18 protein-coding genes are annotated in these 15,755 nt (G+C 32.0%); 4 read left to right on the top strand and 14 right to left on the bottom strand.

Features of this window, described 5'->3' with window-relative positions:
* Positions 1–89 precede the first annotated feature (89 nt).
* The gene (locus EAG11_RS02490; protein WP_242499245.1) at positions 90–635 is read left to right on the top strand and encodes a hypothetical protein; all 546 of its coding nucleotides are present in this window, start codon (positions 90–92) and stop codon (positions 633–635) included.
* Between the two features lie 124 nt (positions 636–759).
* Here the strand turns inward: EAG11_RS02490 and EAG11_RS02485 are convergent, their stop codons facing one another.
* From EAG11_RS02485 to EAG11_RS02480, 3 genes are all read right to left on the bottom strand, one after another.
* Entirely contained in the window at positions 760–1,569 is an 810-nt protein-coding gene (locus tag EAG11_RS02485) for a 1-acyl-sn-glycerol-3-phosphate acyltransferase (protein ID WP_129537741.1), read from the bottom strand.
* Between the two features lie 223 nt (positions 1,570–1,792).
* The gene (locus tag EAG11_RS22725; RefSeq protein WP_371414619.1) at positions 1,793–1,969 is read right to left on the bottom strand and encodes a hypothetical protein; all 177 of its coding nucleotides are present in this window, start codon (positions 1,967–1,969) and stop codon (positions 1,793–1,795) included.
* 14 nt (positions 1,970–1,983) lie between these two features.
* Complete coding sequence (locus EAG11_RS02480; protein ID WP_371414618.1) at positions 1,984–2,436, bottom strand: CoA pyrophosphatase; 453 nt, start codon at positions 2,434–2,436, stop codon at positions 1,984–1,986.
* Between the two features lie 175 nt (positions 2,437–2,611).
* Between EAG11_RS02480 and EAG11_RS02475 the strand changes: the two genes are divergently transcribed.
* The 3 genes from EAG11_RS02475 to EAG11_RS02465 are packed head-to-tail and all read left to right on the top strand — an operon-like array spanning position 2,612 to position 4,899.
* Complete coding sequence (locus EAG11_RS02475; RefSeq protein ID WP_129537740.1) at positions 2,612–3,358, top strand: hypothetical protein; 747 nt, start codon at positions 2,612–2,614, stop codon at positions 3,356–3,358.
* A 2-nt stretch (positions 3,359–3,360) separates the two neighbouring features.
* Complete coding sequence (locus tag EAG11_RS02470) at positions 3,361–4,434, top strand: PCMD domain-containing protein (protein ID WP_129537739.1); 1,074 nt, start codon at positions 3,361–3,363, stop codon at positions 4,432–4,434.
* Positions 4,435–4,464: 30 nt separating this feature from the next.
* Positions 4,465–4,899 carry a DUF4268 domain-containing protein gene (locus EAG11_RS02465; protein ID WP_129537738.1) on the top strand — a complete coding sequence of 145 codons (435 nt, stop codon included), beginning with the start codon at positions 4,465–4,467 and terminating at the stop codon, positions 4,897–4,899.
* A 113-nt stretch (positions 4,900–5,012) separates the two neighbouring features.
* Here EAG11_RS02465 and EAG11_RS02460 read toward each other — a convergent pair whose 3' ends face one another.
* The 11 genes from EAG11_RS02460 to EAG11_RS02410 all read right to left on the bottom strand — a co-directional run bounded on the left by EAG11_RS02460 (position 5,013) and on the right by EAG11_RS02410 (position 15,580).
* Positions 5,013–5,423, bottom strand: a complete 411-nt coding sequence (locus EAG11_RS02460; RefSeq protein WP_129537737.1) for a hypothetical protein — start codon at positions 5,421–5,423, stop codon at positions 5,013–5,015.
* A 4-nt stretch (positions 5,424–5,427) separates the two neighbouring features.
* Complete coding sequence (locus EAG11_RS02455; protein WP_129537736.1) at positions 5,428–6,372, bottom strand: nitronate monooxygenase family protein; 945 nt, start codon at positions 6,370–6,372, stop codon at positions 5,428–5,430.
* 13 nt (positions 6,373–6,385) lie between these two features.
* Positions 6,386–7,999 (bottom strand): S8 family serine peptidase, encoded by a 1,614-nt coding sequence (locus EAG11_RS02450; RefSeq protein WP_129537735.1) that lies wholly within the window; start codon positions 7,997–7,999, stop codon positions 6,386–6,388.
* A gap of 49 nt (positions 8,000–8,048) precedes the next feature.
* Positions 8,049–9,236, bottom strand: coding sequence for a tRNA 2-thiouridine(34) synthase MnmA (gene mnmA / locus EAG11_RS02445; RefSeq protein ID WP_129537734.1), 1,188 nt, complete (start codon positions 9,234–9,236; stop codon positions 8,049–8,051).
* A gap of 201 nt (positions 9,237–9,437) precedes the next feature.
* A complete protein-coding gene (locus EAG11_RS02440) occupies positions 9,438–10,160 on the bottom strand; it encodes a toxin-antitoxin system YwqK family antitoxin (RefSeq protein ID WP_129537733.1) in 723 nt (240 codons plus the stop codon).
* Positions 10,161–10,262: 102 nt separating this feature from the next.
* Positions 10,263–12,170, bottom strand: coding sequence for a membrane protein insertase YidC (yidC, locus tag EAG11_RS02435; RefSeq protein WP_129537732.1), 1,908 nt, complete (start codon positions 12,168–12,170; stop codon positions 10,263–10,265).
* 66 nt (positions 12,171–12,236) lie between these two features.
* Positions 12,237–13,850, bottom strand: coding sequence for a CTP synthase (locus tag EAG11_RS02430; RefSeq protein ID WP_129537731.1), 1,614 nt, complete (start codon positions 13,848–13,850; stop codon positions 12,237–12,239).
* 190 nt (positions 13,851–14,040) lie between these two features.
* On the bottom strand, positions 14,041–14,295 hold the full coding sequence (locus tag EAG11_RS22720; RefSeq protein ID WP_371414654.1) for a DUF2752 domain-containing protein: 255 nt from the start codon (positions 14,293–14,295) through the stop codon (positions 14,041–14,043).
* Between the two features lie 148 nt (positions 14,296–14,443).
* Positions 14,444–14,857 (bottom strand): DUF4190 domain-containing protein, encoded by a 414-nt coding sequence (locus tag EAG11_RS02420; RefSeq protein ID WP_129537729.1) that lies wholly within the window; start codon positions 14,855–14,857, stop codon positions 14,444–14,446.
* Between the two features lie 177 nt (positions 14,858–15,034).
* On the bottom strand, positions 15,035–15,325 hold the full coding sequence (locus tag EAG11_RS02415) for a hypothetical protein (protein ID WP_129537728.1): 291 nt from the start codon (positions 15,323–15,325) through the stop codon (positions 15,035–15,037).
* A gap of 18 nt (positions 15,326–15,343) precedes the next feature.
* The gene (locus EAG11_RS02410; protein WP_086894244.1) at positions 15,344–15,580 is read right to left on the bottom strand and encodes a DUF3820 family protein; all 237 of its coding nucleotides are present in this window, start codon (positions 15,578–15,580) and stop codon (positions 15,344–15,346) included.
* Positions 15,581–15,755 lie beyond the last annotated feature (175 nt).

The following is a 15,755-nucleotide window of genomic DNA, read 5'->3' as shown; positions in this document are numbered from 1 at the left end:
ATAAATATGAAAGAGCTGGATTTACTAAAAAAGATTGGAATAAAACTGCAGATACTTTTCAGCAAGTATCTGAGGTAGAAATTTATAATATGATTCACAAAAAATCTTCATCGATTGTAAAATGGATCTTGGTTATAAGTCTTCTAGAAATATTATTTTGGACTGCATCAAATTTCGTATTTAGCATTGATGATTTCTTAAAACAAATCAATCATCCTGAATACATACTATATCTTGAAGTGATAACAAACTTTAATTATATTGTAGTACTAATTTTCGTGTATTTTTTCTATAAAAACTACACTACTATATCGACTACAAAATCTACTAAATTATTAATGAGTAGCATCTTAAAAACTCGTAAAACGGTTCAATACTATGTTTGGTATAATTTGGCAATGGTAGTTTTTAGTTCAATTATAAGCTTCTTTATTGCTTTCTCAAGTCCCGAGATGAACTACCTTAAAGAGAAAATTGCAACCAACGGCACAGTAATGCTAATGGTAATATGTATTTTACTTCTAGTTACCCTTATATCATTAGGTTTAGTATGGTGTTTCTACAGACTTGTATACGGCACGCTACTCCGAAGATTGTATGACAATTATAAAGAACTTAAAAAGATTGATTTATAATCACAACATTTTAGAACAGAGCCACAAAGGCTCAAAGGTTAAGAAATACATTTAAAATAAAAAAGGGGAGCTGTAAAATATATTTTACAGCTCCCTTTTTAGAAAATTATATTTATACAGAAAACTAATACCCCCATCTACGCATTTTATTCAATTCTTCTTCTAATTTTAGTTCTTCTGCTGGAATAACTTTTAAAAATGAAGGATGTTGCTCAATGGCATATTCTACTTTTTCTACAATTTCATCAATTGTATCATTATCATAATCAATAGCAAGTGGTTCTTTAATTATAAACGATTGTAAAATTCCTTTCTTTTTCATTCGCAATCCTTTTTTATCAAAAGAACGACGGAAGCCATCAATTACAATTGGAACAACAACCGGTCTATGCTCTTTAATAATATGCGCAGTTCCTTTGCGAACTGGTTTGAATGACTTCGTAGTTCCTTGTGGAAACGTAATCACCCATCCATCATTAAGAGCAATTTTTATATTTTCGGTATCATTAGGATTTACATCTCTTTTTTCGGTAACATCAACACCTTTAGCTCTCCAAGTACGTTCTACACTTATTGCTCCAACATAGGATAAAATTCTTGGCAACAAACCAGCTCTCATGGTTTCTTTAGCGGCAACATAATAGATATTCATCTTGGGTTGCCATAAGTAACCTACATTTTTAATATTATCCGCTCTCCCGCTCAAACTTGCGTTAAAAACGTGGAACATAGCTACAACATCAGCAAAGTAAGTCTGATGATTGGATATGAAAAGGACATTAGTATCTGGTAAACTTCTTATAATTTCTGAACCCTCGATTTGCAATTCGTTAAAACCTCGATAACGTCTGTGTGTAATTGCACCAAAAATTCGAATTAACCATTTTTTTATAAATAGTATATGGCCAAAAGGATTTCTTTTAAACAATCCCATAAATTTATGTGTTATTTTGAAAATTAGAAAGACAAACTTACGAAATTTATTCTTGTATTTCTCACTAACAGTCACTCCAGCACAGGAAATCGCAACTACCTATATATCAAACAAAAGAACCTTTTATATATAAAATAAAAGTAAAAAAGAGTTAATGGAATATGAATTATATAGGTATAAAAATTCTTTTAAAGCAAATAACACCCCCTACTTTAGCGTTCAATTAATCTACAATATTCTCTTTCAAAACTTCTTTTAACTCACTCAATATCATCGCAGTTGCTCCCCATACAATTTGATTTTCTATTTTAAAAGCAGGTACTGTAATATTTGTTGCATACGAAGTTGATAAAATAGTTTCAATAACAATTTCATCATCCAAAAAAACTGAAAGTGGCAACTCTATAATATCGGCTACCTCTCTTGGATCTGGCCGAAAATGAATTTCTTCTTTACAAATTCCCAAAAAGGATGTACAATAAAATTACTTGGTGGAATATAAGTGGGCGTAAATGCCTTTATAACCTCAATTTTACCAGGTAAAACACCTATTTCTTCATGTGTTTCACGCAAAGCTGTATAAGCATAATTACCATCATCTTTCTCGTATTTCCCTCCTGGAAATGCAATTTGTGAAGAATGCACCCCATTGTAGGCATTACGTACAATTAAAACTAAATGTGCAATTTCATTTTTTGGATACAGCAACATCATTACTGCGGCAACTCTTGGATTACTAACTTTGCTATCTATATTTTTCATAACTTCCATTCGTTCCAATGGAGCCATTTTATAATGTGCTACTTCTGCAGGAAGTTCTGCAGCAATAAGACTAGGAACATAATGCAATACGTTTTGAAAATTCATATAGGAGTTTCTAAATAATATATAAATATAGTTCAGAATTCAACATCTCACAAATTTTAACATTAACACCTACCTCTAAAATCTTTGTTTACAAATTAAAACACAATAAAAATCGTACTTTTATAACTGCTATATATTTTTAAATCAGAATATTTAAGTATTATAAAACTAATTTATGATTAAGAAAATCATCATCACCTATTCTTTTTTATTTGTTCTACTATTGTTTATCCAACCTTTTAGTGCTCAAAATAAAATCAATAAGGATAGCATAAGCTCAAAAAACAAGCTCACATCTAAGGGAAACATTTATACTGGAATATCTTTTAATTTCTCAACCAAAGATACTGATGTAAAAGAAGGCTTTTTTGTAAACATAAGCAATCGCTCTCGAAATTTATTTAAAACGAGTGTAGATGGAGGGTACTTCATTAAAGACAATCTTGCTTTAGGAGGTTCAATAAGTTACGAAAACGATCGCCGCAATCAAATTGAAACCGACCAGCAAAATGTTCGAACAGCTGTACAATATGCAAAAGATTCTTATGGAATATATGGAGGAATGAAAAACTTTATTCCTATTGATAACAAAGGGCGTTTTTATCTATATAATTTAGTCCTTTTAGGAGCTAACTTCAAAAATATAATCGAAGAAAGAACCACAGACAACCTGCTTAAAAGAATCTATACTAAAAATGAGGTTGTCGAATTACAAATTAACCCAGGCATCATGGTAAATATTGTAAAAGGGTTTTCTGTAGAAGTCGGAGCACAAGTTGCAGGAATAAGCACCTCTTGGTCACAAACCAAAACAAATGATGAAATCACTGAAAAATCACATGGAACCGATGCTGATTTTAGCATAAATCTGCTACGCTTAAATGTTGGTTTTTACTATTATTTTCCACTTAAACGAAAGTAAAGATGAAAAATACAATACTCTATAATACAATACTTTTTATTCTGTTATTAAGCCTCGCTTCATGCGTAAATGACACGTATTTTGGTAAATCTGACAAAAATGACATTCGTTACTTTACTTTACAGAATCAATCTGGGTTTTCTAACATTGACACAAAAACAAAGACAATCTCCGTTACTATAAATTCAGAAGCTGATATAACTAAACTAGCTATCGACTCTATTGCCTTATCAACTTTTGCAACACTTTCTCCAAATAAAGAAACTACTAGGGACTTTACAACTCCTCAAACTTATATTGTTACTGCCGAAAATGGAAATAAAGCCACTTATACCGTTACAGTTACCCAAGAAGGAGCTTATCCACAATTAGATAACAGCAATTTCGATACCTGGTATACTCCATCAGGAAAGAAATACCAACAACCAGGATCTGACGACAATTCAATTTGGGCAACTGCCAATGATGGAACTACAACCACAAACAGTGCTAATGTCACCACATACCCCTATCTAAATAATGGAACCGATTATATTGCACAAATTATCACCAAAGATTTAGGCAGTTTGGCAGGACTCGTTAGCCAACGTATGGGATCTGGCACATTATTTACAGGTAAATTTGTTTTGAATATAGCAAACCCATCTACTTCAGCACAATTCGGAATTCCGTTTACTGCCAGACCCAAAAGCTTTGCTGTCGAAATTAAATACACTGCTGGAATTCCTTATCAAGATGGAAAAGGCAAGGTCTTAAATAAAACCGATCAAGCTGATATTTATGTAATTCTTGAAAACAGAGACAATCCCAATGCCATTAAACGTATTGCTACTGGTTGGTATAGAACCGAAACAACAATGGGTATGAATCTTCAAAATATTAATGTAGATTTGACCTACGGAACGTTAAACTCTACTTTTCCTGATTATCAGAAACCTAGCAATGGACTTTACGGAAGTCCTAATGATAAACCTACACACATTAGCGTTGTTTTTGCTTCTAGTGCCGATGGAATTCTATATGAAGGAGGTGTAAATAGTACGTTGTACGTAAATAATTTTGAACTTAAATATTAAAAATAGTTACGACTATACAAATTATTAAAAATGTACAGTAAAGAAGAATCACAGAAAATGAAGAGAGAATTTTGGGTCGCTTTTGCCGAAAAGTATCCCCGAAAATGGGTGCTCTATGATACCAAAATTAAAGATTTCTCTTTTAAATTTTATGTCGATAACAAAAAAGCACAGGTTTTAATAGACATCGAGCATCGCAATGATGACAAACGAAATGCTTACTATGAAAAACTAGAAGCATTAAAAAATATTCTAGAAGAAGAATTCATCAAAGATCTTGTTTTTGAAAAAGAATATACTTTAGAAAGTGGCAAAACTATTAGCCGTATTTGGATTGAGAAACTAGGTGTTGGTTTTAGTAATCGTAACTATTGGGATGAAATATTCGACTTTTACTTCGAAAAAATGAATGCTCTCGAAATGTTCTATCTAGAATATGATGAATTTATTAAGGACATTGAATAGCATTTTTCTTTAGCTTCTGAGATACTGAATCACAAAGAACTAAAATTTCATAAACCGCAATAACGAACAAACCCGACAAGTTTTAAAAATCTGTCGGGTTTGTTCGTTTCTATTTAGATAGTAAAAATATTATACACAATAATTCGATCGTTGAAATTTATATACAGCTGTTTTCTATTATCTTGTTTCTTTCTAGTGATGATTGATAATTTAGTATCATTTCCTTTTAAATCTTTACAAACAAAAGAATATACAATATCTGTATCGTTTTCTTCTCTGGCTATGTAATCTAAAATTTGATACACTTGCGTCTCTTGTGAATTAACTACAATTCGATTTTTATCTGTATCCAAAACTACTAAAACATTAACCAATTCTAGATCTGACCACTTGCCCCATTTTCCTCTTTCGTTTTTCTCTAAAACACTATAACCTGAAGTTCTAAACTTATAACTCTGAGCATAGGATTGTTGCATACAAAGTGCTAAAAAAAATAATACTATATATATTTTTATTCGATTCATTTATTTAAAAATCTAAATTTAATGTTTGTTTACGTGCTTCTTCGAAATCTGAAATCATCTCCTCAATAATGTCTGCAGCGGGTTTAATATCATGAATAAGTCCTGCTATTTGTCCGATTTCTAATTCTCCTTCTTCTAAATCTCCTTCAAACATGCCACGTTTTGCTCTTGCTCTTCCTAAAAGCGCTACAAGTTCTTCTTTTGTTGGGCACTTTTCATACAATGCCTGAACATCTTGATAAAATTTATTCTTAATTAATCGTACTGGAGCCAGTTCCTTCAATGTCAGTTGAGTACCTCCCTCTTTAACATCAACAATTGTTTGCTTGAAGTTTTCATGTGCTGAAGATTCTGTTGAAGCTGCAAAACGACTACCTACCTGAACTCCATCTGCGCCTAGAATCATTGCCGCAAGCATTCCTTTTCCTGTTGCGATTCCTCCCGCAGCTATAAGCGGAATAGTAATTTTTTCACGAACCATCGGAATCAATGTAAAAGTTGTTGTTTCGTCACGACCATTATGCCCTCCTGCTTCAAAACCTTCGGCTACAATAGCATCTACGCCTGCTTCTTGAGCTTTTAAGGCAAAAATAGTACTACTTACCACATGCACAACCGTAATCCCTTTTTCTTTTAAAAAAGATGTCCATGTTTTTGGGTTTCCTGCCGATGTAAATACAATTTTCACTCCTTCATCAATAATTATATTTATGATTTCGTCAATGTTAGGATACAACATGGGTACATTTACTCCAAAGGGCTTTGAAGTTGCTTTTTTACATTTCTGAATATGTTCCCGTAATACTTCTGGGTACATCGAGCCTGCTCCTATTATCCCTAAGCCACCTGCGTTACTTACTGCACTTGCCAGCTTATAGCCACTATTCCAAATCATTCCTGCCTGAATTATTGGATACTTTATATTAAATAGAGTTGTTATTTTATTCATGTAATAATGCCAATTATTGTTTTATGATTTTTCCTGTTTTATACAGGTTATTCGCCTCTAAAGTATAAAAATAAATCCCAGAATGTAACGATTGCAACGAAACTATCGAGCTTTGATTGGTAATTTGTCTTTCAACTACCTTTTGACCAAGTAAAGAATACACTGTTAGAAAGGCTTCATTAATATCTTTTGGCAAAGTAAATGAAATATCAGAATTGGTTGGATTAGGATATACTAAAAAATCTGTTTTTTCTATTGGCTCTACATTTAAAGCTGTATCTAAAGCTAAGCTAAAATTAGGTATTCCATAACCATATTGAGTACTCGGAGATAAATACCTATCTGATGATTGTAAAACCAATTGTCTGATTTCTTTATTTGTTTTATTTGGAAAAGCCTGCCATAAACAAGCAATTGCTCCAGCCATTATTGGACATGAGAATGAAGTTCCGTTTATTTTAACAATATTTCCAGAAACATCCGATACTACAACTGCTGTTCCTTGCGCCATAACATCTGGTTTGATTCTTTGATCATAACTAGGGCCAATAGAACTAAAAGATGATAACGCTTTGGTTGCCGTTACTGATCCTACAGTAATTACTGATATTGCATCGGCTGGAGCACCAATGTGTTTCTCTAAAGCATCTCCCTCATTACCTGCAGACGCAACTACAATCATTCCTTTACTAAAAGCAATTTCCGCTCCTCGTGATATAAAGTTTGTTGTACCGTTCATATCACTATACGAATGACTATAATTTGGATTGTCGTATTCAAAATATCCCAGAGAAGTCGTGATAATATCAGCTCCTAATCTATCCGCTTCTTCTGCTGCTTCAACCCAAAGTGATTCTTCAACTGGATTCTCTGAAGCATCATCCTCTGTAATAAACAAATAATAGGAAGCATCAGGAGCAGTACCAACTAAAGCATTTTCTTTGAATCCTCCCATTGTAGAGAGAACTTCTGTACCATGAGAAACTCCTGTATTGAAGTTAGAATTTCTTAAAACATAGTTATATCCCCCTAAGATTTTATTATTAACTCGTAAACGGTCAAAAGTACTTGCTGTATTAACTCCGGGAAAACCAGCGTCAAGAACAGCTATTATTTTACCTGAGCCTGTATAGTTTTGTTCATGCAAAATTTGCCCATTAAGCATTTGGATCTGGTTTACCGATGTACCATAAGAGTAATTTACAGCAGTTTTAAGATTTTTATCTGTTGATTTTACTTTATCCGAGGTTCCTTTTTTGGCAGTTTCGTTTAATGATTTATTTGCAAAGTCAACTTTAGACACAAATGAGAATAACTTTAGCGTATTGATATTTGCTTTTGTTCCTCTTATATGGAGAGCATTTAACCATTTAGATTGTGCCATAACAGTTATTCCTGAACTTGCTTTTATCTGATTGATATAAGTAGTTTCAATAGGGATATCTTTTAGATCCAAAGCTATCTTTTGATTGCTTCTTCTATCCAAAGCTCTTTGCGTAAGCATCAATAAAGGGGTATCGTAATAAACTTGAGAATTGGGTTTACCGTTAAAATAAACCCATGCTTCTTCTTGCGAGAAAGTCGCAGATGATATAATTAAAAAAAGAAATATGAAATATCTTTTCATTTGTTACTTCTTTAAAAAAAGGGAAGACCCTCTGTAAAAAAGTACTAATCTAAGAAATTACTCCCGAACCAACTAATTCATTATCTAAATACCAAGCAGCAAATTGTCCTTCGGTTATAGCTGATTGTGGCTCATCGAAATGAATATACATACCACCTTCAAATTGGTGTAAGGTCGCTTTTTGTAATGGTTGACGGTAACGAATTCTTGCCATTACTTCCATTTGTTCTCCGTTTTTTAAAGCCATATCTGTTCGAATCCAGTGTACTTCTGAATTTTCTATAAATAATGCTTTTTTAAACAAACCAGGATGTTGACTCGTTAAACCAGTATAAATTGTATTTGTTTCTACGTTGGTTGCAATAATAAACAACGGATCTGTTGTTCCTCCCACATTAAGTCCTTTTCGTTGACCAATTGTAAAATAATGTGCTCCTTGATGTTTCCCAACTACTTTACCCATATTTGGAGTATAAGGTAGCTTTTGAGATTCAAATTCTAATTCTTTTTCAAGAGACAAACCTGTTGCTTTCTCTGAATTATATATCGGGTCGTTTTTATCAATTTGTACAATTAAACCATCTTTAGGTTGTAATTGCTGTTGCAAAAATTCTGGCAAACGAACTTTTCCAATAAAACATAAACCTTGTGAATCTTTCTTTTCGGCAGTAACCAAATCCATTTCGGTAGCTATCTCGCGTACTTCTGGTTTTGTTAATGCTCCAATAGGAAATAATGATTTTGCCAATTGCTCTTGTGACAATTGACATAAAAAATAAGATTGATCTTTATTAGTATCGGCTCCAGCAATAAGTTGATATACTTTTTCACCATTTACCTCAATTTCTGCTTTTTGACAATAATGTCCTGTTGCTACATAATCAGCTCCAAGACTTAATGCAATTTTCATGAAAACATCAAATTTAATCTCACGATTACATAACACATCTGGGTTTGGTGTGCGTCCTTTTTCATATTCGTTGAACATATAATCAACGATTTTTTCTTTGTATTCTTCGCTTAAATCAACGGTTTGAAAAGGAATTCCAAGCTTCTCGGCTACCAATAAAGCATCATTACTATCTTCTAACCAAGGGCATTCGTTAGAAATTGTAACTGAATCATCATGCCAATTCTTCATAAAAAGACCAATAACCTCGTATCCTTGTTGTTGCAGCAAATAAGCGGCAACACTTGAATCAACACCTCCAGAAAGTCCTACTACAACACGTTTCATATATTCGAAATCTAAAAAAAATTATTTTGCAAAGTTAATCCTTAATTGCAGATAATAACTATTGTTTCCATTAGTTTATCCAATCGAAGGGTAGATAAAAGTTATTATAGTTTTTGATGGTATTTATTCCTCCAAAATAACAACAACACAAATCCATTGAACAGCTATTAATTGAAGTTCACCTGAATATTTAATGTTATTTTATTTTTTCTTCTTTTCAACCTTAGTAGCGGTTTCATTTGTATTTTTTGGGTCACTCATATTGACTTCTTTTAGTAGTTTTCCGTTTTCAAAAAACTGCCAATTGCCCATTTTTTTTCCTTTTCTGAATATTCCTTTCGAAGCAACAACACCATTCGAGTTATTAAAAACAGCATCTCCATCGAGTTCGTTATTTTTATAGTTCAATTGCTCTAAAATGGTTCCGTTTTCAGCATATCTTTTATAAGCACCTTCCTTAACATCTTTTGAGTAATTCATTTCTTCAGCAATTTTTCCATTTGGATAAAAAACAGATCGTAAACCATTTAGCTTTCCTTTACTATAATTCTCAATTGTCATTACAGTAGGTGAAGCTTGGTGGTAATATTTCCATTCCCCATCAAAAAGTTTATTAATGACTTTGCCTTCACTTACTTTATTCTTCGCTTGATCATAAAAAATAGTATAAGCACTGCCATCATTTGCACTAAAATCTCTAGTTGCAATTACACTAGCCACTTTTGTATCATCGTAAAATTTAAAAACACCCGTTTCCTTACCATGATTAAAAATCCCTTCATAACGAGGCCTTTTAGACTCTTCATAAGTTCCTTTCCAAAGCCCATCTTTTTTTCCGTTTTCATCTAGCTTATTTAATGTTTGTGCATTTATAAAAAAAGCATTCAACAATAATAAACCGAGTAATATTCTTTTACCAATCATCTTATATTCTGTTTTTAATCTTAACGAAACAATTCATTAATAAATTATACGGGTATAAAAAAATCCCGATAAATCGAGATTTTTTTATTTTCAATACTTCTATTATTTTTTGCCTTTAGCTGCTTTAGCCGCTTCTTGTTGCTCCATAACTTCTTGTAAACGTCTTTGAAACTTACCTTGTTTTTTAGGCTCTTTTAATTTATTTTCTTGTATTTGAGCATGAATTTTATCGCTATCTACAATATAGTTTTTAATTACATACATAATTCCGATTGTAATTAAGTTAGAGATAAAGTTATACAAACTTAAACCTGCTCCATACGAGTTGAAGAATATCAACATCATAAGTGGCGAAACATAGATCATGATTTTCATCATCTTAGCCATATCTGGCATCCCTTCTTGTTGAGGAGCAGCCATTTGTTGGTCACCAGATGTCATTTTCATGTAAAAGAAAATCGCAATTGCTGCCAATATTGGAAACAAACTAATATGATTTCCGTATAAAGGAATATTAAATGGTAGATTTACAACAGCATCAAATGAAGATAAATCGTCTGCCCAAAGGAAACCTTTTTGTCTTAATTCAAACGCAGATGGAAAGAACTGGAACGAAGCATACATAAACGGAAGTTGTATCAAGGCTGGAATACATCCCGCCATTGGGTTTACTCCTGCTTTATTATACAGCTTCATTGTTTCTTGCTGTTTTTTCATTGGGTCTTTCTTGTATTTTTCACCCAATTCTGTAATTTCTGGTCTCAATACTTTCATTTTTGCCTGCGACAAGAATGATTTATATGTAATTGGCGACATCGCTATTTTAATAATAATCGTAAACACGATAATAGCAATTCCTAAAGATAATCCCATTGTTGAACTCAAGAATCCAAATAAAGGAATGAAGATAAATTTATTAATCCAACCAAATATCCCCCAACCTAATGGAATGATTCGCTCTAAATTTGCATCATATGATTTTAAAGTTTTATAATCTGAAGGCCCAAAGTACCAACTCATATTATAATCAATCTCCCCATTTGAAAATACTAACGGTATGTTAGATTTGAACTGTTTAGTAAAAACTGTATCTATTTTTTCGTCATTAATTAAATCAAATGATTCTAATTTAGATTTTTCAAAAGGTTTTTTTGTCAATAAAATAGTTGAGAAAAAGTGTTGTTTGTAAGCAACAAAACTTAAACTTTCAGGTGTAACCTCTTCTTTTTTTCCTAAACCAGCATAATCAACTTTTCCGTCTTTATGCTCATAATAAATTTCTGCATAACGCTTTTCAATAGAAATGCTTTTCTCATTACGATAGGTTTTTAAATTCCATTGTAAATCTAATGGTTTAGATGTATTTAAAACTTTGTTTAATCCTTGTGAACGAAGATCAAAACCAACCATATAATCATTTGGTTTCAATACGTACTTGTATTCCAAGAATTCATTTGGACCAGCTTTTAAACGCATTGATAATACTTGATCCTCACCATTTTTAGTCAATGTAGGTTCAAAAAATAAATCTTTTGTGTTTAAAGTACGATTATCATTAGTCGCTAATTGGATATTTAAGTTAGCATTGTTGTCTTTAATCAACTCTACTAATTGTCCTGATCCTTTTTGGAATTTTTCGTATTTTTTCAAAATAGCTTCAACTATAAAACCACCTTTATTGGCAATTTTTAATTTTACTACATCATTTTCGATTGTTGTATAAGCATCTTTAGCAGAAGGAAGCGTAGCCGAATAAGCAAATCCACCTAATGTTTTTTGCAATTTTGCTAATTGCAATGTATCTCCAGGGGCTGTTGCAATTGGTAAAGCCGCAGTTTTAGCAGCAGCATCTTTAGCTTGAGCTTCTTGTTTTGCAACTAATTCTTTCTTGGCTTTTTCTGCTGCGATAGTAGCTTCAGAAGGCTTGTTTTGATACATTATCCAAATCAAAATACCAAAAATCAATATAAAACCAATAACCGAATTGAGATCAAATTTTTTTTCTTCCATTGTAATTTTTATTCTAAATTTTATGTTTGCGTTTCTTCTGTTTTTAGAAACTTATACAAATACGTATTATTTTTTGTGAGCTGTTACTGCAGCAGCTACAAAATTCACAAAAATAGGGTGCGGATTGGCAACTGTACTTTTGTATTCTGGATGATATTGTACTCCGATAAAAAATGGGTGATCTTTTAACTCTACAATCTCTACCAATCCTGTATCTGGATTTACTCCTGAAGCAATTAATCCTGCTTTTTGTAACTCATCTACGTACTGACTGTTATATTCATAACGGTGACGGTGACGCTCAGATATAGTTGTTTTGCCGTAAATTTTATATGCCAATGAATCTGGTGTAATATCACATTTCCATGCTCCAAGACGCATTGTTCCTCCTTTATCAGTTACTGTTTTTTGCTCTTCCATCAAATTCACAACTGGATGAGCGGTATTCTCATTCATTTCTGTTGAATTTGCATCTGTATATCCTAAAATATTACGAGAATATTCGATTACTGACATTTGCATTCCAAGACAAATTCCGAAAAACGGAACTTTATTTTCACGTGCATAACGTACTGCTTCAATTTTTCCTTCTATTCCTCTTTCTCCAAAACCTGGAGCAACAAGAATTCCGTCTAAACCTTTTAATTTTTCTTCTATATTGTCTGCATTAATATGCTCAGAGTGTATAGAGACTACATTTACTTTGGTTTCGTTTGAAGCTCCTGCATGAATAAATGCTTCTAAAATTGATTTGTAGCAATCTTGCATTTCTACATACTTACCGATCAAACCAATATTAATTGTATGCTTTGGATTTTTTAATCTTTTTAAGAACGTATTCCAGTTTTTTAAATCCGGAGCTGCTTTTTTAGGTAAATCCAATTTCTTTAAAGCAACTACATCTAATCCTTCTTCAAGCATTAAATTAGGCACTTCATATATTGTAGATGCATCGATTGACTGTATTACAGCTTCTCTCTTAACATTACAAAACAAAGCAAGTTTGTTACGTAATTCATCTGAAAGTTCATGTTCTGTTCTGCAAACTAAAATATCAGCTTTGATACCGCTTTCCATTAAAGTTTTCACAGAGTGTTGTGTTGGTTTTGTTTTCAACTCTCCCGCAGCAGCTAAATAAGGTACTAACGTTAAGTGAATAACAATTCCGTTATTTTCTCCTAATTCCCATACCAACTGACGAACTGACTCAATATAAGGCAATGACTCTATATCTCCTACTGTTCCACCAATTTCTGTAATAACAATATCATAATCACCAGATTTACCTAGCAATTGCATTCTATCTTTAATCTCGTTGGTAATATGAGGTACTACTTGTACCGTTTTTCCAAGAAACTCTCCTCTTCTCTCTTTTTCAATAACCGAAAGATATACTCTACCAGTAGTTACGTTATTAGCCTGCGATGTAGGAACGTTAAGAAAACGCTCGTAATGCCCTAAATCCAAATCGGTTTCAGCGCCATCATCAGTCACATAACATTCTCCGTGCTCATACGGATTTAATGTACCCGGATCTACGTTTATATACGGGTCAAATTTTTGAATAGTTGTGCGATAACCTCTTGCTTGTAACAATTTTGCTAAAGATGCTGCGATAATCCCTTTTCCTAATGAAGAAGTCACACCACCTGTAACAAAAATATATTTCGTTTGATTCATTCTGTTGTTGTTTGTATTGTAGTTGTGTAAAAAACGTGGCAAAAGTACAAATTAAATTGGACAAATTGTCAATTAGATAATTAGATAATTTTCATTTTTTCAAACAGAACGTTTAGTTGTTTCCGTAATTCATAATTTTTCTTTTCAAATAGACCCCATTTTAATCAATCTATTTATTCAGTCTTAATTTTTATATTACAACTAAGTTATAAAATGAAAAAACAAAAAATATAGAACTGCAAATGATATCAAAAGTCAATACTAACTTAAAATTAGAAAAATTAATTGTTTTATTAATGACCAAACGAGCCAATAATTGAATTAGAAAAAATAAAAAAATTTTTAAGCTGTAGGCATTGTAAGCAATTGCCTGCTTGAAGTTAAAATTCAGAATTTGAGAAAAGGCCCTTGTTAAGCCACGGCTTTTACAATAGCTTATTGGCATACCTTCGCAAGTAGAGCGTATTCCAAAATTCAAAAAGGTTGACAAATAGGAATAAAAAAAGATAAACATAATTAATATAATAAAAATTAAGTTTATCTTTTTATAAGAATCTATTCCATAAGAAGTTTTTATTTCCAAAGAATATATATTATTTCTCTACTTCTACTTTAACTGTGTCTATTGTTACCTCTACACTATTTTCTAGAGAATCTTGTAGTTTTTCCGTTTCAGCATTTATAGAATCTAAAGCTTTACCGATCTCATCTTTATGAGACACAACAGCCGATCCAATTGTTCCTACAACAACTAACATCCATATAATAACAAAAGCTGTTGCAACTATTCCTAATATCAAACCTGCTTTTGGCATTGTAGTAGGAGCATTTTCTTTTTTTGCTTGCGATAAGCCTATTGCTCCAAAAATGATAGCTAGTACTCCAAAAAGTATTGCAATTAAACCGAAACAAGGAATAAATGCAGCTATAGCCGCTACTATTCCTAATACCAAAGCAGCAATACCCATTCCTTGACCTGCATTCGACGAACCTAAATTATTTTCCATATATTTTATATCTTAATTATTACAAAAATAGAAAAACACTTATGCTAAAAACTAAGAATAAAGCAAAGTTATTAACAAATAAATGATTACTAAACCTATTTAGACTTTTAGACCACTTAGACATGTTAAATTATAAAACCTTAAAATGAAATATCAAAATCGCAATTTTTACTAATCTCACTCCATTAATAATCCGAGAATAAAACTATAAAATAAAGAAAAAACAACCGCAAGTAATAATGCTATGATCCCTACAATAAAGCTTACTTTTGATAATGTAGTTGAAGTATTGTTACTTTTTGCCTGAGACATTCCTATTGCTGAAAAAAATATTGCTAAAACCCCACCAATTATGGCTAGTATATCAATGCAAGGTATAAAAGCAACTATAATAGACACTATTCCTATTACTAACGCTGCAATACTCATACTTTGGTCCACATTTGACTGCTGAAAATTATTCTCCATGTCTTTTTTGTTAATTTATTATTTTAAAGGCTTGGGATATTGCTTTTTGATATTTCTAATCAACTCTTCTAAACCGTTAAGTTTTAATTCATACACAAGTGCTAATTGCTGCCCTAATTCACCATTAGGAAATCCTTTATTATGATACCAAACAACATAATATTCAGGTAAATCAATAAGAAAACGTCCTTCGTATTTCCCGAAAGGCATTTTAGTGTGAGCTAATTTTATGAGAAGTTTTTTGTCTTGTTCCATTTTTTTTAAGAAAAAAGAAGCAAGAAAAAAGAATATGAACTTATTCTCTCTTCTTGCTTCCATTGAATGCAAAGCTATTATTATTTCAATAACTTTTTTATTTTTTTGCCACAGATTTCAAAATAGCATACAGTATCAGTTACAGCTTACAGACTGACTGCTTACTGAGACTAAA

It is taken from the genome of Flavobacterium sp. 140616W15 (genome assembly GCF_003668995.1).
In the GTDB taxonomy this organism is placed as follows: domain Bacteria; phylum Bacteroidota; class Bacteroidia; order Flavobacteriales; family Flavobacteriaceae; genus Flavobacterium.
Note: the sequence above shows the minus strand (reverse complement) of the source record. Positions and strands in the feature narration are given on the sequence as shown.